The following is a 22,466-nucleotide window of genomic DNA, read 5'->3' as shown; positions in this document are numbered from 1 at the left end:
AAACGGCCCTTTTTGCATTGTCAAACGGCCCGTTTCGCACGACGAAACGGGCCGTTTTGCGTTGCAAAACGGTATGTATCGGAATGGTGTCAAGATATTTCAGCATAAAGCACCTGTCTTCTTATACAACGGAAGAGTCTGGAACAACAGGAAAAAGAGATCCTGTGCAAGCACAAGGGTTCTATTTGTTTTTGTCAGAACAGAATGTGCATCCTAACCTTAGCACCTATTTATAAGTATCAATCGTATCAGCCAGGCATTATAAATTTGGCGTTAAGCATTGACGAAGTCAGGGGGAAATTTTATCCGTCGAACGTATTTACATGTCCGGCAGAACATCACCGGAATAAGATTCGGCGCACCGAACAAGCTGAGATACAAGGTTTTTTAACCTTATTGTCACATTACGGGCATCAGATTAATGCCGAAAAGTTTGCCAATCAAGTCAAAACGACGTAACTTTGCAACCATAAACATAACCTACAACTCAATGAACAAAAGATTACTCTCAAGGGCAGCGTTCCTCGTGCTGTCCATCGGCATCAGCCTCAGCGCACATGCCATCAACCGTCAGGCCCTCACCACGTATGCCGCTTCGCTGAAAGGACTCAAAGGCGCCAGCCTGAAGGCGGCCCTCATGCCCCTGCTCAAACCGCAGCAAGTGCTCGAATATGGCTCAGGACAGGGACATACGTGGAGCGGATTCTACAAGACCGACCGCAACACCGAGACCAACGAGTGCTACAACCGCTACAGTTCGAAGAAGTTCTACTTCGATCCCTCAAATCCCTATAAGGCCATCTCGGGCATGAACATCGAGCACTCTTTCCCCAAGAGTTGGTGGGGCGGAGCAAAGAACAATGCCTATAAGGATTTGTACCACCTCTATCCGTCGGACAAGGACGCCAACTCGTCGAAATCGAACTACCCTATGGACGAGGTCAAGAACGTAACATCGGAGGACGAAGGCTACGACAAGGTGGGTACCGGAGTGCACACCGGAGGCAAAGCCTGGGAGCCAGGCGACAGATTCAAAGGTGACTTTGCGCGGACGTATATGTATATGGCCGTAGCCTACGGCGACCTGACATTCTCGGAAACAGGACAACAGACGATGAACAACGAGGACTACCCGGGACTGAAACCGTGGGCATCGACACTGTACATAGCCTGGAACAAGACCGACTCGGTGAGTACGCTCGAGCTCGACCGCAACAATGCCATTGCTGCCATCGAGGGCAACCGCAACCTCTTCATCGACTATCCTAACCTCGCCGAGTACGTATGGGGCGACAGCGTCGACGTGGCTTTCGACCCCTACACGTCGATAACAACGGCCAGTGACGACGACCGCTATAGCAACAGCGTTTCGCCCGACGAGCCCGGAGGCGACACGGAGAAGTATTATTTCGTTGCCGCAACGACTGTAACCTCTGGCAAGCAGTATCTCGTTGTGGCTAAGGACGGCAACACACTATACGCCATGGCACCTCTCGGCAGCTCGCAGAAGTTTGGTTATCCTAAGGCCGACAAGGTGAAAGAGGTCAGCGATACCATCCGCACGACCGCGCTCACCGATGCCTTCACGTTCACCCAGGACGGCAACGGCTACACTATCGCCGACGCCACAGGCCGCTATCTCTGGCACGAGGGTTCGTTCAAGACCATCAGCGTGAGCACCGACGCAAGCAATGCAGCCACATGGACGCTGACTGCCAATGCCGACGGAACATTCAAGATTCTCACCGATGCCGTTTATTACATCCAGTACTCCACGAAGTTCACGTCCTACGGATGCTACAACTCGGAGCAGGGGCTCATGCCGATGCTCTACGAGCGGGTGGAAAAGGGCGGCACACCGGATGCCATCACGGCCATCACGAGCAGCAAGAAGACCGCCGACGGACGCATCTTCAACCTTCAGGGTCAGTATGTGGGTACCGACGCGAGCGTTCTCCCGCACGGAATTTACATCCTCAACGGCCGGAAGATTGTCGTGAGATAACGAAATTTATATGCCGAACGGCTGAATGGTTGCCGTAATATGCCGGAATAAACCACGACAACGGCAACAAAGAAAATCCCTTTCCATCGCCTGCTGAATGCAGAACGGCGGAAAGGGATTTTCTTTTACCTTTGTCCGATGGACGTCGGGAGCCGCTGACGGCTATCTGTGGCCGTTGGCCCAGTTGGTGGCGATGCCTGCAAAGAATTCATGAATGCGTGTGTCGCCGTTCAGTTCTGGATGAAAGGCAGTGACAAGTTGATTATGCTGACGCGCAGCAACGATATGTCCGTCGACGGTGGCGAGACTCTCGGCACGGCCGTACACCTTATTAATATACGGCGCACGGATAAAGGTCATCGGCACACGGCCGATGCCCCGGAAGTCGGCCTCGGTCGAGAAACTGCCCAACTGGCGGCCATAGGCATTGCGGCGCACGTCGATATCCATTGTCGACAAGCGGTCGAAGTCCTCGCCCTCAACGCTCTTGGCCAACAGTATCAGTCCGGCACAGGTCCCGAAAACGGGCAGTCCCGACTCTATGGCCTCACGGATGGGTTCGAGAAGTCGAAGATCGCGGAGGAGCTTCAGCTGCACCGTCGACTCACCGCCGGGGATTATCAGTCCGTCCTTAGGCCGCTGCCAGTCAGCAAGTTGGCGCACCTCAAAGCTGTCGATGCCAATACTGCGGAGCATCTTCTCATGCTCTACGAACGCGCCCTGAAGGGCAAGGACAGCTATTGTCGGATGTTTTGATTTCTCCATAGACTTATTTTCCTCTCTCAGCCATCAGAACCTTAATCTCCTCCTCGTTGATGCCGACCATCGCAGGGCCGAGGTCCTCACTGAGTTCGGCAAGTTTCTTCGGGTCGTTATAGTTGGTGACGGCCTGGACGATGGCTGCAGCGCGCTTGGCGGGATTGCCGCTCTTAAAGATTCCGGACCCTACGAAGACGCCCTCGGCACCGAGCTGCATCATCAGGGCAGCGTCGGCAGGGGTTGCAACGCCACCGGCGGCGAAGTTGACAACCGGCAGTTTGCCGTTGTCGTGGACGTACTTAACAAGGTTGTAGGGGGCCTGCAGCTGCTTGGCGGCCTCATAGAGCTCATCCTCGGCGAGGTTAGCCAGACGGCGTATCTCGCTCTGCATGATGCGCATGTGCTGAACGGCCTGAACGACATCGCCCGTGCCGGGTTCTCCCTTCGTGCGGATCATCGACGCACCCTCGGCAATACGGCGGAGCGCCTCGCTGAGATTCTTGGCACCGCAGACGAAAGGCACCTTGAATTTTGTCTTGTCGATATGATACACATTGTCGGCAGGCGACAGCACCTCGCTCTCGTCGATATAGTCAATTTCTATGGCCTCAAGTATCTGTGCCTCGGCAATATGCCCTATTCTGCACTTTGCCATCACAGGTATCGATACGGCCTGCTGTATTCCCTTGATCATCTTCGGGTCGCTCATCCGCGCCACGCCACCGGCAGCACGTATGTCGGCCGGGATGCGCTCGAGGGCCATAACAGCGCAGGCACCAGCTTCCTCAGCCACCTTAGCCTGCTCAGGTGTCGTCACGTCCATAATCACACCGCCCTTGAGCATCTGCGCAAGATTGCGGTTCAGTTCTTGTCTGTTTTCCATTTTCTGTTCCTGTATTCTGTGGGGGACTTCCCCGTTTGATTCCGAAAGAATTTTGACAGATGAGCCTGATTCGCAAAGCCGAAGTCGGAGGCAATCTGCTGAACGCTGTCAGCAGTGGTGTCGAGACGGGTCATAACCCCCTTGACGACATAACCGTCGATGATGCTCTTCGGCGACTTCCCCGCAATACGGCGGCAGACCTGTGCGAGATAGCGTCCGCTGACGTTCAGCGCGTCGGCATAGTGGGCCACATCACTGTTGCGCGAATATTCGGCCGCGACAACGGAAAGGAACTCGTTGTAGAGTTCGCCGCTGCGGCCCTGCAGACGGCCGACTTTGCCGGTCCGACGAGCAATGAACGTGCGGGCCTTGTCGGTGGCGTCGGCGACGGAGATGCCGTCGGCAAGGTAGACGGCAAGGGCCGACGAGAAGTCGTTGGCGTAGCCGTGACCGGTATTGTCGGCAAGCAAGCAGATGTTGCCGCCTACATAATCCCGCAGGAGGGTCTCACTCTCGCGCTGCCGCATGACGATGACCGTACACAGAGGAAACAGATGCCGGCGTATCTGGTCGATGACATCGGTGCCCATGAGGCGGTCGCCACGGCTGGAGAAGAGTATGGGGTCGTAGACGACGGCCGACGGACGGTAGCGGCGGAGGGCCCTGACGATGACTTTCAGCTGTTCAGCCTCGCGAATCATTCCAATCTTCACCACCTCAGGCTCCACATCGTTGATGATGGCGTCGAGCTGACCGCTGACGACATCAGAGGGCAGATCGTAGAAATCCTGGATGCCAATGGTATTCTGGATGGTCACCGACGTGACCACCGATACGGCCTTGGCCCCAAGCGAGGTCATCGTGTTGATATCGGCCTGGATACCCGATTCGCCCGTACTGTCGCTACCTGTGATTGTGAGGATTGTTTTCATCTTGTCATTATATTGGGAAGCATTGGGAACAGAATGTCGTTTTCCTGCCCCTCAGTTCATTCCGGCTGCAAAGGAACAAGAAAAAAGGGAACTGTCATAGACGTGTTCCCTTTTTGACAAATATTACTTCATTTTTTACAAAATCATTCAGCGTCGATGATCGAAACCTCGTCGAAATCCTTTAGAATATCGAGGATGATGTCGTTGCGCTGGTCGCGCTTCATGCGCACCTCCATGTGGACATCGTAGAAAACGCCGCCGGAGGTGTGCTTGTTCTTTATCTCGTAAGCCACGACTTCGACCACTGTCTGACGTATTTTCGTGATGGCCTCAGCGATATCGGCACGCGACGGCGACGAGAATGTTATCTGCATTGCCGATGCCCCCAACTGCGGAATGATGTGGTTGAGGACCTCCAAGCCTAAGAGCATGAGCACTGTGACGAGCGCTGCGACATAGAACATCCCCACGCCACACGCCATGCCGATGGCAGCCGTCACCCACAGGCCGGCAGCAGTAGTCAAACCGCGGATGACATTGCGCTGGAATACTATCAGTCCGGCACCGAGGAATCCTATTCCTGAGACCACCTGCGCCGCCACGCGGGAGGTATCCTTAACACCATCAACAAAGCCGTAGATGGAGATGAGGGTGAAAAGGGCCGAGCCGATAGCCACGAGGAAGTGGGTACGGAATCCGGCGTCCTTGGCGCGGTACTCCCGTTCCAGGCCCACGATGCCCCCGAGGACCATCGCGACGACGAGGCGCAGGGTGAAGGTAAGAATATCGTCAGTCATCAGGCCAGACGTTTCTCAAGGCGCTGACGGATAGCGGCGATGAACTCCTTGGAGTTTGCGGGTTTCACGTCGACACCTTCCATGAGGTTCACGAGGTCCTTGGTGGCGATGCCGTCGTTGAGCGTGTCGAAGCAGGCAGCCTCGAGCTGATTGCCGAAGTTCACGAGTGCGTCGATGCCGTCGAGCTCGCCACGCTTGCGCAGGGCCCCGCTCCAGGCGAAGATGGTGGCCATAGGGTTCGTCGATGTCTCCTCGCCCTTGAGATAGCGGTAGTAGTGGCGGGTCACGGTGCCGTGGGCAGCCTCATACTCGTAATTGCCGTCGGGCGATACGAGCACCGATGTCATCATAGCCAACGACCCGAAGGCTGTCGAGAGCATATCGCTCATGACGTCGCCGTCGTAGTTCTTGCAAGCCCAGATGAAGCCGCCCTTCGACCGGATGACGCGGGCCACGGCATCGTCGATAAGGGTGTAGAAATAGGTGAGGCCGAGCGACTCGAACTTTGCCTTGTATTCCTGTTCGTAGACCTCCTGGAATATCTCACGGAAACGGGCATCGTAGGTTTTCGAAATGGTGTCCTTGGTGGCAAACCACAGGTCCTGCTTAGTGTCGACAGCAAACTTAAAGCAGCTGTGGGCAAAGGAGCGAATCGACTTGTCGGTGTTATGCATGCCCTGGATAACGCCCGGTGCGTCGAAGTTATGGACCACCACTTCCTCGTGCTTGCCGCTCTCGCCGTCGAAGACGAGCTTGGCCACGCCGGGCTCATCGGCCCGCAGTTCCACACTCTTGTACACATCGCCGTAAGCATGGCGCGCAATGGTTATCGGCTTTTCCCAGTTTTTCACCACAGGGTGGATGGAAGGAATGGTTATCGGGGCCCGGAAAACGGTGCCGTCCATAATACTGCGGATGGTACCGTTAGGACTCTTCCACATCTTATGGAGCTTATACTCGGTCATGCGTTGCGCATTGGGGGTGATAGTGGCACATTTCACGGCCACACCGTACTTGCAGGCGGCACGGGCAGAGTCGATAGTGACCTGATCGCCGGTCTCGTCGCGGTGAGGAAGACCAAGGTCGTAGTATTCTGTCTTCAGGTCAACAAACGGAAGGATAAGCTCGTCCTTGATCATCTTCCACAGTATGCGGGTCATCTCGTCGCCATCCATCTCTACGAGAGGGGTCGTCATCTTAATCTTTTCCATAAACGCGTTATTAGTAATATTAAATTGTCGTAAATCCAATCGCAAAGATAGTAAAAAGTTTTCGGATTCAAACTTTTTAGGGTATATTTGTGCTTAAAAAAGAATAAGGACGAGAAAAAACAGAAGATGGACGACAAAAAATACCTCACGAGCCTCATTTCGCAGGGTGAGCACAGTCAACAGGATTTCAAATATAAGGTTCAGGATGCGGTGAAACTGGCACGGTCGGTGTCGGCCTTTGCCAATACTGAGGGCGGAAGACTGCTCATAGGTGTCCGCGACGACGGAAACATATCGGGTGTACGCTCCGAGGAGGAGATATACATGATGCACGCAGCAGCATATAAGTACTGTCGGCCGGAGTCGGGGATTAGTTTCGGAACATACCATGCCGACGGGCGCACGGTCGTCATTGCCACCATACCGCCTGCCACACGCAAGCCCGTGTGCGCCATCGATGACGACGGGAAGAAGGTGGCCTTCGTCAGGATAGCCGATGAGAATATTGTTGCGTCACCGGTGCTGTTAGAGATTTGGCGGCAGGAGCAGATGGCGCAGACCGTAATGCACTACACATCGACGGAGCAGGCATTCATCGCGGTCATGAAGGCGAACCCGCAATCGACGCTGAACCGACTCGTCCGCCTCAGCAAGCAAGGCCGTCACCACGTCATCGGGACGCTGGCACGACTCGTGAGATACGGTATCGTGAAATGGGAATACGAGGATACGAAGTTTCTTTTCTCCTTAGCGTGAGGGAAATTGTACGGTAGCAAACGCCACGGCAGAACTTATTTCCGCGCCCTACCCTCCTTTCTATACCCCTCACTACCCCCCCCCCTTCTATACCACAGAAATTTGGATTCGGGGAAAAAATTATGTACCTTTGCACCGAAATAACAATGAGTGTTGGCCAACTTTATTTTGACTGGGCATTATATAATGTATTGTTTAGTCATTTTGGCTATGCGCTTATTCGCAAAAGAATACCATGAGAAACACTACGCAGACATACGGATTGTGGTCAGCAATGCTTTATTTTTCTGTCACAAAAGGTGTTAGGTACACTTTTTGCGAGATGAGAAAATAGAAGAACAAAGATATTTCTGACTATGGAAAAGAAACAAAACCAACGACCGCAGCAGTCATGGCTCAACTGGAACACATTCTTTTGGGTTATGCTCCTGCTGCTGATTATCAACTCGTTCGTCTACCCTAAGTTTGGGCAGCCGACCGTCAAGGATACCGATTACGCCACTTTTATAAGCTATGTAGACCATGGCAAGGTCAACAAGGTGGTCGTCAAGGACGACATTATCTACTTCACAGTGGGTAAGGAGCAGTTTAAGACCGTTGAAGTCGACGACCCTCAGCTCTCCGACAGGCTCCTGAAGGCGAAGAGTCCGAATAAGTCGGGGCGCATCGAGTTTACCAAGACGCTGCCGCAGAAGAACTCTCCCCTACTCGATTTCATTATCTGGTGGATACTTCCCGCACTCATCTTCTTCGGTCTGTGGCAGTGGGGCGCAAAGAGAATGATGAAAGGAGGTGCAGGCGGTGGCGGCTTCCTGTCGCTCGGAAAGAGTGGTGCGAAAGTCTATGCCGAGCGCGATGTGAAGACGACCTTTGCCGATGTAGCCGGTCAGGACGAGGCTAAGGAGACGCTGAAAGAGATTGTCGACTTCCTCCATAACCCGAAGAAATACACACGTTTGGGTGCAAAGCTGCCTAAAGGCGCCCTCCTCGTTGGACCACCGGGAACGGGTAAGACCCTCATAGCGCGTGCCGTAGCCGGTGAGGCCCACGTGCCTTTCTTCTCGATATCGGGAAGTGCCTTTGTACAGATGTTCGTAGGAATGGGTGCCGCAAAGGTCCGCGACCTCTTCCAACAAGCCCAGCAGAAAGCTCCGTGCATAATCTTCATCGACGAGATCGATGCCATCGGCAAGAGCCGCGACCAGGCTATGGGCAACGACGAACGGGAACAGACGCTCAACCAGCTGTTAACAGAGATGGACGGCTTCGACGCAACGAAGGGTCTCGTCATCCTCGCGGCAACAAACCGCCCCGAGACTCTCGACAAAGCCCTTCTGCGACCAGGCCGTTTCGACAGAAGAATAATCATGGAGCTCCCAGATCTTGAGGGACGCAAGGCCATACTGCAAGTTCATCTCAAGGACGTCAAGCACAGCGACATCGACCTCGACAAGGTGGGGCGTGCCACTGCCGGTTCGAGTGGTGCCGACATTGCCAACATTGTCAACGAGGCGGCTCTCCGCGCCGTCCGTCTGAACAAGAACGAGATAGATACCGACGACCTCTTGGAGAGCGTCGAGACGGTCATTGCGGGCGAACAGAAGAAGGGTGCGGTAATATCGCCCGAGGAGAAACGCATCATATCCTATCACGAGATAGGTCATGCGATGGTTGCAGCCTGCCAGTCGCACTCGGCTCCGGTGGAGAAAATAACCATCGTTCCGCGCACAAGCGGTGCCTTAGGCTACACCATGCAGGTCGATGCCGGCGAGAAACACCTTATGAGTAAGGAGGAGATGCTCAACCGCATAGCCACACTGACAGGCGGACGCGCCGCAGAGGAGGTAATGTGCCATACTGTCACAACGGGAGCCAGCAACGACATTGAGAAAGCTACACAGCTCGCACGCGAGATGATAACTATCTATGGCATGAGCGATAAGTACGGTATGATGCAGCTGGAGGAGGTGCGCAACCGCTACCTCGGCGGCAACACGTCGCTGACATGCTCAGCTGAGACCGCCCGCGACATCGACAAGGAGGTGGCGAGGATCATCCATGAGGCCCACGAGAAGGCCACGCGGATTATCACCGAGCACAAAGCCGAAATGGATGCGGCCACTGCCATCCTCCTGAAGAAGGAGACCATCACCGGCGAAGAGTTTATGAAGGTTTTAGAGGACAATAGTCCGGAACCAGTCGCGGAGTAACCGCCCCTCCTGATTCTGGCTGTCAGCACACAGGATGATTACCTGCCGGCCGTCGGCAAGGACCGGTCCTACACACATTCCCTCATAGTTTGCGAAGTCCTTATGAATGAGGTTAAAGCTTGTACGCCACATAGCTACAAGCTTTTTCTGTGCCGGACGGGTCTTGTCCTTAGTGTCTATACAGTAGACGCGGTTCACCACCCACGCTCCGAGGTACGCTTTCGGCACCCAGGCCTCGCGCTCGAGGACGAGCAGACGGCCGTCGTCGAGGGCACAGAGGTCGCTGACGCCATCGGCATATATCCTTGCCGGACGCGTGCTCAGTGGCGTATCCATGATATAATCAATCGTGGAGCAGTAGTTGAGATTATCGTCGAACGACATCAGCCGCAGCCGGTTGCGAATGCCGTTGACAGCGTTGGCCTGCTGACCGTCCTGCGGCAGGGTGCTCTCCGTTGTCGTCCAGAAGCGGTGAGTGTGAGCGTTGTATGTCAGCGACTCCAAACCGTAGTTGCCCAATGGTCCGTTGATAACCGAAGGCAGTTTCAACTCACGCCCCGTAAGCTGTCCGTCCATGTCGTACTCGAGCACGCGGTTGTCGGTTTCCCCACTGATAAACACGGTATTGGCAGGCTTGAAATAGGCTATGCCCTCACCGTCGCGGGTACCGGCGCGTCCCGACGACAGACTGCCCACCCTCCGAACGTTGGCTATCTCACCCGTGATGGAGTCGATATCTATATGGAATATGTCGAAACCGTCGTTCTTCGGCTTGTCGTTGACGACCACATAGCGGTTGCCGCCGATACGCGACAGACCACTGTAGTTGCCTGCCGGCACACTGTTCTTATAGTAAGCCTGCTGGTTGAGAAGTCCAATCTGCGCATTCAAAGGCACATAAGCCACACTGAGCAGAAACAAAAGCGATAGAAATTTCTTTTTCATCAATACAGTAATCATCAATTTTCAGAAGTCAATTGTAGTCCATTATGCTGCCGCCGCGCCACGAACGGTACTGATTTACGAGCATCCGCCAATCCGCGTGAGCCACAATAATAGGACAATATATAATGAACGTACAATCAATCAGATTATTTTACGAATGGTATATAAAAGAAATGGCGCGACTCACGCCGCGCCACTGATTTCTTCTTTACGCCGAACGAAAATGCTGTTCAGCGAGCCGAGGCTTCACGCCTGGCTAATTGCTTTTCAGGAACCCTTTCGGGTCATTCGTGCTGACCTATAGGAATCAGCTCCTGTGACCTTTTGTATCACACTGCAAATATACGAACAGTATTTATAAAATACAAGTTTTTTGCCCATTATTTTTGCGGTGCAATACATTTTTAACATTGTAATCGCACACAATCAAACTTCCGTCCATTCGCAGTTCGAAATTGTTGCTTATTACAGATGTTACGAGAGCGGAAATCACTCTGCCGACAAGTCCATGAGCGTCACAGCAGAGTTAAGTCCACTCTTGACAGGTTTCCATCCGGCATAGGTAGTATGCTTGTAGTTGATGTCGACGACATTGATCTCCTTCATCTTCCGCCACTTCACCCCGCGCCGGTCCATATCGGCAATGCGGTTGGCCGGAAGATTGGTTACCTCGATGCGGATGACGTTCTTTCCGGCCTTCAGCGTGTTCTTAGTATCGAGGATGAATGGTGCCGACCAGGCGCAACCTACGAACTCTCCGTTGATATACACGCGTGCCGACTCTCTCACATCGCCGAGGTTGATGGCCCAATGGCGTTTAGCCTCAGACTTTGAAAGACGCATAGTAGTGGTATAGACACCCGTTCCCATGGTCACTTTCACACTGTCGTCGTCGAGATTCTCCCATGTCTGAGGATGATCCAGCGTCCATGTGCGCGCCACATGAGGATGGTCCTCGACGAAGCTGAGCGTCCACGGAGTGTCGATGACCTTTGCGGGGGCATCGCGGCGCACGATGGCAGCAGCAGAGCCGGCCGAGCGGAAGCCTGCCGATGCCAAGGCACCAGCACTCTTTCCCACAAGCAGGAAACGGCTTTCGCCACTGAGCATTGTCACCCGGACACGTCCATTTCGCATCTCAGCAGCCGAATACTCATCGGTAAGAGGATTATACCACATGGCCTCAGCCCCCGGAACAGCCAACGGCACATAGTCGTCGACGTCGTTCGGTGTGAGATTAGCAATGAAATAATGCCATCCCGACGGATTACTGCGTCTGATATACCGCAGATGGAGAACGGTGCTGAGAGCCTCAGGGGTGGCCTTAGCAGCGAGTGCCGCAGCATCGATGGGTTTGCGCGGGTCGATAATTCCCTTGTATTTTGTTCCGCCTTCGGTGACTATCGGTGCCGACGATGCCGTCGAGAGATTTTCCAGACCGCCCACCGACGAACGCGCCAGCTGCCGGTCGCTGATGTAATCGTAGCCATAGCCGAGCGAGTCGACCTCCATAACGGCGCGGATGAAGTCGGGAGCTTTCTTACCCATAGTATTGATGTCGAACATCATCAGCAGGTCCTTGGTGTTCTTCTTCCACATCTCGCGGACGGGAAGGTATATGAGGAAGTCGTTGTCGGGACTACCCCACTGCAGGAAACGCTGACACCGCTCTATATATTTCATAAGGTATGGAGCGTCACGCCATATACTGTTTGTCGGACTCATATCGATAGAGGCATAGAACTTCCACCCCGGCCACGGGTCGTTCTTAGGACTGTAGGCCGTTCCGTGGAAGAACATCCGGTTCACTCCGCACGTATACATAAGGTCGAGGTCGGGTTTCATCTGGTTCAGCGAGGTGCGGAAATGCTCCGTCAGCCACGTGAATGTCTCACTGCTGACAAGCTTTTTCCCCGTGACATGAGCCGCCGACGGGGCATATTTCAGCATACTCACGTCGGAGAAGTTTTTCCGGGTGAATCCAGGATCGGTGCGCAAGCCACGAATTCCGAAGTCGGAGAGTCCGAAACCCTCTATCTCCGGTATGTCGACAGCGGCATAGAGGTCAAGGAGATTGGCGGGAGAACCGTGGGCCTGGTTGCGGACGACGACCCCATGACTATGAGCCCAAGCCGTCCATTGGAGGGTAAAATTCTCATAGAGCATGTCGGACAGCGTCTCACGATAGTCGCTCACCACCTTCGCATCGCCGTCGAGGAGCTTGTCGAGGTTGTCGAGAAGACTGTATCCGCGCCGTTTCTCAAACTCATCGGCCAACGTCGGTGTCCAGTTTGCGCCGTAAACCTCATAGCTGTCGTTGAAGAACGTCGTGGGATAAGGTGTGGCGTTAGCAGCGAAAGCCGAGTCAATATGGGTCAGATAGTGCTTGACGGCATTCTTGTCGAAGTGGTCGATGACCCATCCTTCGCCGCCAGGAGCCGCCCGTTTCACCTTTTGCCGGGTGCGACCGATGAAGAGTGCTATAACCCTCTGCCTGCCTTTTTCGCCTGTGGGGAATGTCCTCACGGCCGACAGCCTACTGTAAGGGCGCTCTTTCTGCGGTACGGCAAAGTCTATTTTGTCTGCTTTGACCGACTTGCTGACGACAGTATCGACAAAGACGGCCTTACAAGCGCCCTCACTCAGCGGCACCCACGGACCGCCGAAGGGCCATCCGGTGCCGTTGTTCATATCCACCTGCATGGAGTCGCGGGCAGCAATCTGCTCCGTAATCCGCAGAGCGTGCATCCACTCTGGCGACAGATATTTCAGTTCGTTGCGTTCATTGCCCTGCACACCATATATTGGTGTTATCTCGACGGTACCGATACCGTGGCGGTGTAGCTGGTCGAGGTTCCACTGAAGGTTCACCGAGTCGACAGCCGACCCTAACCACCACCACCGCGTTCCGGCCTTACAGGTGATATTATCCTGAGGCTGGAGAGGCGTATTCTGCGCTGAAACCGCAGCTGTAGCGGTCATCAGCACCAATGAAAAAGCTATATTCAGTTTTTGCGACATATCATTTTTTATTATTTATCGACTATCGTTTGAATACTATCAGGAAGCAGTTTGTTGTGCCGAAATGTCATTTTCGGTTGTTTATCAACCGATAGTATTCCACCGCACCGAGCAACCAGCAGCCGGTGCCATAGTCCTCGAAGTCAGGAACGCTGTTGAATGTCACGGGCTGTCCAGTCGACGGATCAGCGCCCGTGCCTTGGTTGTAGCCGAGGAAACCATTGGCGTGAACACAGCTGCGGAGAGCTTTCCACGCCTTGTCGCACACGGGACGATACTCCTTGGCATCGAGGATGCCGTTGCGCACACCCCATGCCATTCCGTAGAGGAACAGTGCCGTACCCGTCATCTCCGGTCCGGCATAGTTCGTCGACACAAGGCTGGCATTCCAATAGCCGTCGCGGCGCTGCAACTTGACAAGGGCGTGAGTCATAAGGAGATAATCCTTCAGAAGCTCCTTATAGTAAGGGTCGTCGGCATCGACAGTTTTCATAACCCTCACCAGTGCGGCATAAACCCATCCGTTGCCCCGACTCCAGTAGCAATTCTTACCGTCGGGCTCCTTGTACGGTGCCTTATAGACGCTGTCGCGCCACCACAGACCATCGGTAATATTGAACAATCCACGACGGTCACGGGCATCGCGGTAGCAGTCCATGGCATAATCGAGGTAGTGGCGGTCACCACTGATTTTGGCATACTTGGCATATACGGGCATTGCCATCTGTATGGCGTCAATCCACCACCAGTAGTCCTTTCTGCCGGTAGCCATCTGATGGTTTAGATTTTCCGTCGTTGGAGCTATCATCACACTATCACCGGTAGCCGCAAAACGATCTATATAGGTCTGCTCGCAGCACTGATTGTCGGCATTGGTGTCATCGACGGAGCCGCGGGCGGTCCACTTATGGTATGTCGCCCAGCGGTCGGTATATTCAAGATACCTCTTATCGGGATCGACGGAGTAGAGGTCCATAAGACCTTCATAGTAGACGGCGCGCGTCCAGAGATTGCTTGTGCGTTTCTTCTTGACGAAAGTCGGTTGCGTAGGGTCGGGATTCTGAGCTACGAAATAGTCGTTCACACGGCGGGCAAGACTAAGAACACCAGCAGCATCCTGAGCCTGAATGGCCACTGCGACGGCAACAAAAAGAAGGGATAGTAGGATTCGTTTCATATCATTTAAGTTGTTTGTTGCCGCAAAGGTACTGCAATGATCCTTTCCAGCACTTCAATTTTTGCTTTTTCTTCTGCAAAAAATATGTCATCAGGAATTTTCGGTGTAAAAGGACAGTACTTAGCGACAGCGCTGTGAGGTCAGACAGAATTCTTGCCGAAAAGGAACGGTGTCCGGCGGAAAACCAAATTATAAAGTAATAAAATCATTTTACTAAGCCCGGACAACGAACTAATGCTTATCTTTGCATTCCGAAAACTAATGTAACGAAACAAAATCACTACCACTTTCTATCATGCACAATAACTTTTTCATCCGCACGCTCTTCGCGGCAGCAGTCTTTTTCTTCTCCATCAACGCCATGGCCGACAAATGGCCCGACGGCACAAAGATGGACTCCTGGTTCAGCAACACCACGAAAGTCGACCCAGCATCTCTCGGCCGCAGGTATGTCATCACCGATTATGGCGTTAAGAACGATTCCACCATTGTCCAGACCGATGCCATTCAGGCCGTCATCGACAGGGCAGCTGCCGATGGTGGCGGTGTGATTGTGGTACCGCAGGGCACATTCCTCAGCGGTTCGCTGTTCTTCAAGCCCGCCACCCATCTGCACATCGAGGAGGGCGGCAAGCTTAAAGGGTCGGACCGCATAGCCAATTTCAAGATTGTCGAGACACGCATCGAGGGCGAGACGTGCAAATACTTCGCCGCTCTCGTCAACGCCGACCACGTCGACGGCTTCACCATCACCGGAAAGGGGACTATCGACGGCAACGGATTCCACTACTGGAACGAGTTCTGGATAAGACGGCAGTGGAACCGCCAGTGCACCAACAAGGATGCTCAGCGCCCACGGCTGGTCTATATCTCCAATTCCAGCAACGTCACCGTGCAGGATGTCCGACTTATGAACAGTCCGTTCTGGACCAACCACATCTATAATAGCGACCACGTGCGCTACCTCGGCTGCTACATCTACGCTCCCACCTCCGGTGTCAAGGCACCGAGTTCCGATGCCATAGATATTGACAAATGCCATGACGTCCTCATCGACGGATGCTTTATGAATGTCAACGACGATGCCGTGGTCCTCAAGGGCGGCAAGGGCACCTACGCCGACACTATGGCCGTGAATGGTCCTGTCGAACGGGTGCTGATTCAGAACTGCACCTACGACACCGTCCACGGCATGCTCACCCTTGGCTCGGAGAGCCTCCACGACCGGAACATCATCCTCCGCAACTGCACAAGCCGCAACGCCAACCGCGTGCTGTGGCTGAAGATGCGTCCCGACACGCCACAGCAGTACGAGTATGTCACCGTGGAGAATGTTACCGGAAAGACCCGCAGTTTCCTCGTCGTGCGCCCATGGACACAGTTCTTCAAGCCGCAACAGCGCATGGATATGCCACAGTCGTTCTGCCGGAATATCACCGTGAAGAACATAACCATGGACTGCGAAAACTTCTTCGACGTGGGAACGAGTGACAAATATGAGCTTTGCGACTTCACTTTCGACCACATCAGGGTCAGCGACGTGAAGGATGCTTTCAGTGCAACGATGATTCCAGGAACAAAGGTCAACGACGTGATTATCAACGGGAAAAAGAGATAGACAGCGCGACAGCCGCAACCGGCTGCCGTCCGTCATGAGAACGATAACTTCAAACTTAAAAATACCATACAACTATGAAACGATTTGCTTTTAAAATGTATCTGAAACCGGGTTGCGAAAAGGAGTATGCCAAGCGGCATGCAGCCATCTGGCCCGAGCTGAAGAAGATGATTAGCGAGGACCAGGGCGTAAGCAACTACAGCATCTTCTGGGACAAGGAGACGAATCTTCTATTCGCCTATCAGGAGTGTTCCAAGGATACCAACAGCCAAGACACCACCGATGTAGACCCGATAACGCAGAAATGGTGGGACATGATGGCCGACATCATGGATACGAACAAGGACAACTCCCCCGTCAGCATACCGCTCGAGGAGCTCTTCCACATGGACTGAGCGGTTCCCTACGAATAATAATACAAGACCCAAAGGCACGGTGCGGCAACGCATCGTGCCTTTTTTCGTCCGTGGTCACGTGGTAACAATGCTCTATATCGTATTGCCTCACATTTCAGGATAAGGCTCATAGGGAACCGCGTGACCATTAACCTCATGGAGCCGTTGCGCATATGCAAACTCCTGCTTGTAACCTTTACCATGCGACGACACGAAGTAAACATTGTCATATTCCTTGTCGTCACTTGGTATAAACAACATAATCGGACCGGTCACTGAATTGCCCTTCACCTCCAGATGCGACTCTTTAAGTCATCCCCGCAAAGTGTAGTCAGGAACAGCCATCTTTCGGTATACCAACCAGTTGAACAGAAAGCAAAAATCGCTATAGTCTATATCGTATAAGACCAGCAAGGAATGGAATTCACGCCGGACAATTCTTGGTTTCAGAAGCTTTTTCTGACTATTTTGGAAATCGAATTTGTCGAACATCTCCATAATTTCCGTCTCATCGTTAGTATTGAAGCGGATAACGCCGTCTGTAATTGTCTCAACCTCACCAGCTTCATCTATCTCGTTTCTGCGTTCACGGTGAAATCTCAAATCCTTGTATAATGCAAACAAGCCGGCGGCACCACTCAACAAAGCACCGACAACACCCACAAATCTTACCGTCTCGGCACTATGGCGATAATCATCACGAGGCTCGATAGCCATCCATATACTCCCAACGGTGAAAACCAGACAGGCCGAATAGATTTTTACCCTTACCGGAATCCTGCGTCTGAAATAGACACACAGTCCGAAGGCTATCCCAAAAAGGGTTATGGCAACAGCTGCGAGCAAACGGCCCGTATCAATAGGAATATCACCTGCCTGATTATATACGCAGAAAAGTCCTGCTACAGTGATGAAAGCACTTGCAGCATATAATCCCAAGAGCGTCTTCTTGGTCAAAGGAGGAAAGTTGGATTCTATTCCAGAAAACGGATCTTTCATTATTCTTTGCGAGGTCAATTAGCAAGTGCAAATTTACGAAGTCTTTTTGATAACAACCCAACCCAGTGTAAGAAATTTCTATTTCCCTATTAGATTTGAGTCTATCTTCCGTGTCTCAACATACTTTTCCGGCAGACTCACACACCATAGTCAAGTAGCATGTTACCATTCTTAAAATTCTTCATCATTTTATTTCGATTCTCATTTATTTTTTGTAAGTTTGCCACAAAAAGCGAAACGATATGGACGACGACAACAATTTCATCCGTTTTGATTGGGCAGCTAAACGAATGCTGCGCGACAAAGCCAACTTTGGTGTCTTTGAGGGATTGATTACCGTTCTGCTCAATGAGCCAGTTCACATCATCGAGATTCTGGAAAGCGAGAGCAATCAAATAAAGGGTGATAGCACTTACGGATGCGTTGTCTTGATGGCTATTAATGACAGGAATGACAAAATCATCGTTGAACTACAAACAATTCGAGAGCTCCACTATCTTTGGAATTTAGTAACAAATGGCTATAAACCATTTCCTGAGCACATCTCCTTGGGTGACAAGTATGACAATGTAAAGAAAGTGTACTCTATTAGCATCCTCTATTTCGACTTGGGGCAGGGAGCCGACTATCTGTACCATGGTCAGACATCGCTTATTGGCGTGCACACCAAGGACAAACTAAAGATAAACAGCCGCGACAAGGGAATAATAACGATCAAAACTCCAGAGGAAATATTCCCCGAATACTTCATTATCCGCGTCAATGAATTCAACAAGGTAGCCAAGACTCCGTTAGAAGAATGGCTCGACTATCTCAAGAGTGGTCATATCAAGGAAGATACCAAAGCCCCAGGACTCCAGGAAGCCCGCGAGAAACTGCAATACCTGAAGATGAGCAAGGCCGAGCGTAAAGCCTACGACCGTCACATCGACAACATCATGGTACAGAACGACGTACTCGATACAGCCAAGATGGAAGGACGAGAAGAAGAACGAGAGGAAGGACGAAAGGAAGCTACAAGAGCGACCGCCAAGAACCTTAAAGCAATGGGGCTGGACGCAGAGATCATTTCCAAGGCGACAGGCCTCAGCAAAGAGGAGATTGCCGAGCTGTAGTTTCGGTGAGGGAGAACGGATATGAGCGGGAGATAATTCAGAAATATCTTTACAGCATTTCAATACATACCATTTTAGACTCTAAAAAGGGCCATTTCAGCTTGCAAAACCTATCCTTTTGCAAGCTGAAATGGCCCTTTTTGCAATGCAAAACGGCATGTATTGCTAAGTCGCACGTTATCAATCGGTTACAAAGCTGGTTAAAACGGCCACAATGTTTGAATTATTTTTACACTCAATATAGTCTTTTCCTGCCATCAACAAATATCCGAAGCGATGCCCAACCCGGGATTATTATGCTACGCAATAAGGTGCATCGCCTATCAAGAATGCTATCTGACAATGGTAACCTTCAGCCGCATGACCTGCGGTTTCGACGTATCGACAGTGTATTTCTTCAATACTCCCGGTCCGCAGGAGCTGTTGCCCAATCCCATCACTGCCGCGTCGATGTGCAAGTCGATGGCAACCGATGGCTTTAACTCATAGTCGTGGCGCGCCGCCCTAATATCCTCAACACTATAGGGGAGCGCACTGAAACTGAAAGGCTTACCGTCGGCGGTTGCAAAGGTCACACTCTGTCCTACGGCATTAGCCAACCGGACATACGAGCAGTCCTCATGGTTGCCGCAGTCCTGCGGACGCGGATAGTGAGTGTACTCCTCAGCCACGGTCGAAGTGTACCTGCCCACGAGAGCACTGGTCTTTCTGTCGGGATAGTTGTCCCACGGCCCGCGACCATAGTATTCCACCTTCGAGAACTCCCGTGGCATACTCAGCCGGATGCCGAGCCGCGGCAGTGGTGGCAGAGAGCCACGGCACTTGATGGCAACGGTCAGACTGTGCGTCGTCGTCCATGCATTCTCACTTACGGCCGGTCCTTTTGTCACGGTCAGGACGATGCTGCCATGTGCAAAATCGTACCGCGTCGAATCGGTCTCAGAGCCGTCAGCATTCGTCATGGTGCCCAATGGCGTTATCCTCGGCGAGTAAAGACTGTCGTTGTTCCATTCCTTTGCGAGCCAGTTGCCGAATCCCTTGTCGTTATCGGTGGCCGCGCGCGAGCACGAGAGGACAATAGATGGCAGACTGACAGGAGCCGACGACCGGCTGCGGGAAGGTTTATCCTTTGGTCCGACAAACATCAGCGCACTGCGGGAGGCGTTGACCTGCTGGGTCACCACAGTGTCGCCGGCAGGAGTGATGGCCGTGAGATTTATCCGGATGTCCCGGTCAGCAAGGCCTTTCCGACAGTCGTTCAGTGCCATCAGCGGCTGACGGTGACCAGGGAGGACGGCACCGAGGGTCAACTCCTTGCGGTCTTTCCTGCTGCCGTCGGCAAGTCGCTCCACAATCACCTTATACCCGCTCAGTGAGACATGCGAGTTGCGGTTGACAACAATAACCGAATCGGCGACCGTCTGGAACTGCACAGGCGACAGTACACTGCGCACCTCCCAGAATTTCGGTGTCAGCGAACGGTCGGCCATCACTATTCCGTTGATGCAGAAGGCTCCCGAATTAGGCTTGTCGCCGTAGTCGCCACCGAAATGATAGCGCACAGCTGCCGACAATGCGTGCCCTTTACCTGTTGCAGAGCTGCCGGTCGGCTCGCCAATGGCCTGGTCGACCCAGTCCCAGATGAATCCTCCGGCAAGTCGGCGATGGGCATAGAACTCATCCCAGTAGTCCTTGAAGTTGCCCAAGGCGTTGCCCATGCAGTGAGCATATTCGGCTGCGACGATGGGACGGTCGTCGTTCTGCCGGTTAGCGAGGTCGACGAGATGCTCCCAACGGGCATTCTCTGGCCGTTCCTCACCCCCATCGCCCTTCACGCCGAAGTTCAGATATTCCTGCTTTACGCGCGGATAGAAACGCTCCATAATATCGACACATGCAGGATCGGTATAGGGAAAATGGCTCTCGTCAGCCCCATCGGCGTTCCTGACGTAAGGAGTCTGGACACCCTCGTAGGCCACAGGACGCGTCGGGTCGAACGTATGAAGCCATCCTGCCATGGCCCCGTGGCTCGCGCCGAACCCGCTCTCGTTGCCCAAACTCCAGAATATCACCGCCGGATGGTTCTTGTGGCGCTCAGCCATGCGCTGCGTGCGCTCCAAGAACGCTGCCGTCCAGTCAGGCCATGTGGCGATGGTGCCACGCAGGCCGTGGGTCTCGGCGTTCGTCTCATCCATAACATAGATGCCGGCCGAGTCGCAGAGTTCGTACCACCGCGCACAATTGGGGTAGTGACTCGTCCTAACGGCATTGATATTGGCCTTTTTCATCAGTCGGATATCCTGCTGCATGCGGTTCTCCGTCATCACACGGCCCGTGAAGGGGTCGAACTCGTTGCGGTTGACGCCACGGATTTTTATCGGCTTACCATTGACAAGAATCTGTCCTCCGACAATTTTTATCCATCTGAACCCCACATGCTGCTGTGCCTGACAGACAATGCGGCCCGCCGGGTCGGCGACAGCCAGTCGGAGGGTATATAGATATGGTGTCTCGGCGGTCCACTCCCGTGGCGACGCTACGTTCATGACGATGCGTCCGAACTTCGTTATTCCGCGCTGCGGGAACCACTCGTTCATATTCCGGGCCTTATGGTTGAGGTCGAGAATGGTAGCGGCATCGGCCGTGGCTGTGGCCACCTGCCGTCCGTCGACATCGAGGAGGGTGGCCGTAACGCTACATCCGTCGCCGTTCTCCCGCCCATAGACGCTCAGCTTGGGGTTTATGAGCAGCCGGTAGTCGGGCGATTCAGTCACCGTCGACACCGGCTCCGTGCGTATGGCGATATCCGAGAGGGTGATGTCGGGGGTGTGGAAGAGGGTCACATCGCGCTGTATGCCACCGAAGCGCCAGAAGTCCTGGTCCTCGAGATAGCTGCCGTCGCTGTATTTATACACCTCTACGGCAACGAGATTTTTACCCGGTTTGAGATATGGGGTGATGTTGAATTCGGCTGCGTCGAACGAACTCTGACTGTAGCCGACGGTCTGACCGTTGACCCAGACGTGGAATGCCGACATCACACCGTCGAAGCGGAGGAAGGTCTGGCCCTTGGTCCACGTGGCTGGGAGGGTGAACCACCGGCGGTACTGACCCGTCGGCGACCGCTCAACGTATGTCGTCCAGGCCGATTTCGGCTCTGATGTCACCCGCGGCGGGTCGATCCGGAACGGGTATCCAGCCGAGATATATAATGGTGTTCCGTAGCCGTTGACCTCCCAGTTGGCAGGAACGGGGAACTCTTTCCACCTCCGGTCGTCGAAGGTCGTGGTGTAGAAGTCGGGTACGCGTTCCTCAAAGGTCTTAGTCCACGAGAACTTCCACTGTCCGTCGAGGGTCATCTGGCTGTCGCCGGGGTGTGCCGTGAAGGTGAAAAAATCACTGCGTGCCGGTTCACGATTGACGCAGAGGACATGCTCGTCCTCCCAGTCACGGTGCTCAGCAGCGGTATTCGCCGCAGCCGTACCGTTAAAGCGGAAGTCCGCCGGACCACCCGCGAGAGCCGCGAGAGGCAGCAGCGCAAAGACTGATATAATGAGAAAATTCTTCATTCTGTATTGTTGACGATTCTGCCGGCGACGGCTGCACGAGGCTTAGAGGCCGCCGGCGACGGAAGAAATTGTTT

At 53.4% G+C, this 22,466-nt stretch carries 17 protein-coding genes; 6 read left to right on the top strand and 11 right to left on the bottom strand.

From position 1 onward, the window contains the following. Positions 1 to 490: 490 nt before the first annotated feature. Complete coding sequence (locus LDN30_RS02310; RefSeq protein WP_223928621.1) at positions 491 to 2,005, top strand: endonuclease I family protein; 1,515 nt, start codon at positions 491 to 493, stop codon at positions 2,003 to 2,005. A 162-nt stretch (positions 2,006 to 2,167) separates the two neighbouring features. Here LDN30_RS02310 and pdxT read toward each other — a convergent pair whose 3' ends face one another. The 5 genes from pdxT to LDN30_RS02285 form a co-directional block, all read right to left on the bottom strand. Continuing rightward, positions 2,168 to 2,770 (bottom strand): pyridoxal 5'-phosphate synthase glutaminase subunit PdxT, encoded by a 603-nt coding sequence (gene pdxT / locus LDN30_RS02305; RefSeq protein WP_223928620.1) that lies wholly within the window; start codon positions 2,768 to 2,770, stop codon positions 2,168 to 2,170. A 4-nt stretch (positions 2,771 to 2,774) separates the two neighbouring features. Further along, complete coding sequence (gene pdxS / locus LDN30_RS02300; RefSeq protein WP_223925006.1) at positions 2,775 to 3,647, bottom strand: pyridoxal 5'-phosphate synthase lyase subunit PdxS; 873 nt, start codon at positions 3,645 to 3,647, stop codon at positions 2,775 to 2,777. After that, on the bottom strand, positions 3,626 to 4,579 hold the full coding sequence (locus LDN30_RS02295) for a bifunctional hydroxymethylpyrimidine kinase/phosphomethylpyrimidine kinase (RefSeq protein ID WP_223928619.1): 954 nt from the start codon (positions 4,577 to 4,579) through the stop codon (positions 3,626 to 3,628). The genes pdxS and LDN30_RS02295 overlap by 22 nt, the downstream gene beginning before the upstream one ends. Positions 4,580 to 4,722: 143 nt before the next feature. Then, the gene (locus LDN30_RS02290; protein ID WP_223928618.1) at positions 4,723 to 5,376 is read right to left on the bottom strand and encodes an MgtC/SapB family protein; all 654 of its coding nucleotides are present in this window, start codon (positions 5,374 to 5,376) and stop codon (positions 4,723 to 4,725) included. Continuing rightward, entirely contained in the window at positions 5,376 to 6,587 is a 1,212-nt protein-coding gene (locus LDN30_RS02285) for an NADP-dependent isocitrate dehydrogenase (protein WP_223928617.1), read from the bottom strand. The genes LDN30_RS02290 and LDN30_RS02285 overlap by 1 nt, the downstream gene beginning before the upstream one ends. Positions 6,588 to 6,713: 126 nt before the next feature. On the opposite strand from LDN30_RS02285, the gene LDN30_RS02280 reads away from it, so the two are divergent. Both LDN30_RS02280 and ftsH read left to right on the top strand, forming a co-directional pair. Next, positions 6,714 to 7,343 (top strand): AlbA family DNA-binding domain-containing protein, encoded by a 630-nt coding sequence (locus LDN30_RS02280; protein WP_223925000.1) that lies wholly within the window; start codon positions 6,714 to 6,716, stop codon positions 7,341 to 7,343. 356 nt (positions 7,344 to 7,699) lie between these two features. Next, positions 7,700 to 9,553 (top strand): ATP-dependent zinc metalloprotease FtsH, encoded by a 1,854-nt coding sequence (ftsH, locus tag LDN30_RS02275; RefSeq protein ID WP_223924998.1) that lies wholly within the window; start codon positions 7,700 to 7,702, stop codon positions 9,551 to 9,553. On the opposite strand, the gene LDN30_RS02270 is transcribed toward ftsH, so the two are convergent. The 3 genes from LDN30_RS02270 to LDN30_RS02260 form a co-directional block, all read right to left on the bottom strand. Beyond that, positions 9,518 to 10,498, bottom strand: a complete 981-nt coding sequence (locus tag LDN30_RS02270; RefSeq protein ID WP_223924996.1) for an esterase-like activity of phytase family protein — start codon at positions 10,496 to 10,498, stop codon at positions 9,518 to 9,520. The genes ftsH and LDN30_RS02270 overlap by 36 nt on opposite strands. Positions 10,499 to 10,987: 489 nt before the next feature. Further along, complete coding sequence (locus tag LDN30_RS02265) at positions 10,988 to 13,519, bottom strand: glycosyl hydrolase (protein ID WP_223928616.1); 2,532 nt, start codon at positions 13,517 to 13,519, stop codon at positions 10,988 to 10,990. A gap of 67 nt (positions 13,520 to 13,586) precedes the next feature. After that, positions 13,587 to 14,696 carry a glycoside hydrolase family 88/105 protein gene (locus LDN30_RS02260; protein ID WP_223928615.1) on the bottom strand — a complete coding sequence of 370 codons (1,110 nt, stop codon included), beginning with the start codon at positions 14,694 to 14,696 and terminating at the stop codon, positions 13,587 to 13,589. Positions 14,697 to 14,991: 295 nt separating this feature from the next. Here LDN30_RS02260 and LDN30_RS02255 point away from each other — a divergent pair, with 295 nt between their 5' ends. Further along, positions 14,992 to 16,314 (top strand): rhamnogalacturonidase, encoded by a 1,323-nt coding sequence (locus LDN30_RS02255; RefSeq protein WP_438804762.1) that lies wholly within the window; start codon positions 14,992 to 14,994, stop codon positions 16,312 to 16,314. 74 nt (positions 16,315 to 16,388) lie between these two features. Next, positions 16,389 to 16,709, top strand: coding sequence for an L-rhamnose mutarotase (rhaM, locus tag LDN30_RS02250; protein WP_223924990.1), 321 nt, complete (start codon positions 16,389 to 16,391; stop codon positions 16,707 to 16,709). 108 nt (positions 16,710 to 16,817) lie between these two features. Here rhaM and LDN30_RS02245 read toward each other — a convergent pair whose 3' ends face one another. Then, positions 16,818 to 16,970: a hypothetical protein gene (locus LDN30_RS02245; protein WP_223924989.1), complete on the bottom strand. Its 153-nt coding sequence runs from the start codon at positions 16,968 to 16,970 to the stop codon at positions 16,818 to 16,820. 51 nt (positions 16,971 to 17,021) lie between these two features. Next, complete coding sequence (locus LDN30_RS02240; RefSeq protein WP_223928614.1) at positions 17,022 to 17,708, bottom strand: hypothetical protein; 687 nt, start codon at positions 17,706 to 17,708, stop codon at positions 17,022 to 17,024. A gap of 242 nt (positions 17,709 to 17,950) precedes the next feature. Here LDN30_RS02240 and LDN30_RS02235 point away from each other — a divergent pair, with 242 nt between their 5' ends. Next, positions 17,951 to 18,823, top strand: a complete 873-nt coding sequence (locus LDN30_RS02235) for an Rpn family recombination-promoting nuclease/putative transposase (protein WP_223928613.1) — start codon at positions 17,951 to 17,953, stop codon at positions 18,821 to 18,823. Positions 18,824 to 19,155: 332 nt separating this feature from the next. Here the strand turns inward: LDN30_RS02235 and LDN30_RS02230 are convergent, their stop codons facing one another. After that, positions 19,156 to 22,392 (bottom strand): glycoside hydrolase family 2 TIM barrel-domain containing protein, encoded by a 3,237-nt coding sequence (locus tag LDN30_RS02230; protein WP_223928612.1) that lies wholly within the window; start codon positions 22,390 to 22,392, stop codon positions 19,156 to 19,158. Positions 22,393 to 22,466 lie beyond the last annotated feature (74 nt).

Source organism: Prevotella lacticifex, assembly GCF_019973375.1.
Classification (GTDB): domain Bacteria; phylum Bacteroidota; class Bacteroidia; order Bacteroidales; family Bacteroidaceae; genus Prevotella; species Prevotella lacticifex.
Note: the sequence above shows the minus strand (reverse complement) of the source record. Positions and strands in the feature narration are given on the sequence as shown.

What these genes read in the sequence shown, in the direction of transcription:
- LDN30_RS02310 (WP_223928621.1), top strand. Translation starts at nt 491, where the DNA reads ATGAACAAAAGATTACTCTCAAGGGCAGCGTTCCTCGTGCTGTCCATC.
- pdxT (WP_223928620.1), bottom strand. Translation starts at nt 2,770, where the DNA reads ATGGAGAAATCAAAACATCCGACAATAGCTGTCCTTGCCCTTCAGGGC.
- pdxS (WP_223925006.1), bottom strand. Translation starts at nt 3,647, where the DNA reads ATGGAAAACAGACAAGAACTGAACCGCAATCTTGCGCAGATGCTCAAG.
- LDN30_RS02295 (WP_223928619.1), bottom strand. Translation starts at nt 4,579, where the DNA reads ATGAAAACAATCCTCACAATCACAGGTAGCGACAGTACGGGCGAATCG.
- LDN30_RS02290 (WP_223928618.1), bottom strand. Translation starts at nt 5,376, where the DNA reads ATGACTGACGATATTCTTACCTTCACCCTGCGCCTCGTCGTCGCGATG.
- LDN30_RS02285 (WP_223928617.1), bottom strand. Translation starts at nt 6,587, where the DNA reads ATGGAAAAGATTAAGATGACGACCCCTCTCGTAGAGATGGATGGCGAC.
- LDN30_RS02280 (WP_223925000.1), top strand. Translation starts at nt 6,714, where the DNA reads ATGGACGACAAAAAATACCTCACGAGCCTCATTTCGCAGGGTGAGCAC.
- ftsH (WP_223924998.1), top strand. Translation starts at nt 7,700, where the DNA reads ATGGAAAAGAAACAAAACCAACGACCGCAGCAGTCATGGCTCAACTGG.
- LDN30_RS02270 (WP_223924996.1), bottom strand. Translation starts at nt 10,498, where the DNA reads ATGAAAAAGAAATTTCTATCGCTTTTGTTTCTGCTCAGTGTGGCTTAT.
- LDN30_RS02265 (WP_223928616.1), bottom strand. Translation starts at nt 13,519, where the DNA reads ATGTCGCAAAAACTGAATATAGCTTTTTCATTGGTGCTGATGACCGCT.
- LDN30_RS02260 (WP_223928615.1), bottom strand. Translation starts at nt 14,696, where the DNA reads ATGAAACGAATCCTACTATCCCTTCTTTTTGTTGCCGTCGCAGTGGCC.
- LDN30_RS02255 (WP_438804762.1), top strand. Translation starts at nt 14,992, where the DNA reads ATGCACAATAACTTTTTCATCCGCACGCTCTTCGCGGCAGCAGTCTTT.
- rhaM (WP_223924990.1), top strand. Translation starts at nt 16,389, where the DNA reads ATGAAACGATTTGCTTTTAAAATGTATCTGAAACCGGGTTGCGAAAAG.
- LDN30_RS02245 (WP_223924989.1), bottom strand. Translation starts at nt 16,970, where the DNA reads ATGTTGTTTATACCAAGTGACGACAAGGAATATGACAATGTTTACTTC.
- LDN30_RS02240 (WP_223928614.1), bottom strand. Translation starts at nt 17,708, where the DNA reads ATGAAAGATCCGTTTTCTGGAATAGAATCCAACTTTCCTCCTTTGACC.
- LDN30_RS02235 (WP_223928613.1), top strand. Translation starts at nt 17,951, where the DNA reads ATGGACGACGACAACAATTTCATCCGTTTTGATTGGGCAGCTAAACGA.
- LDN30_RS02230 (WP_223928612.1), bottom strand. Translation starts at nt 22,392, where the DNA reads ATGAAGAATTTTCTCATTATATCAGTCTTTGCGCTGCTGCCTCTCGCG.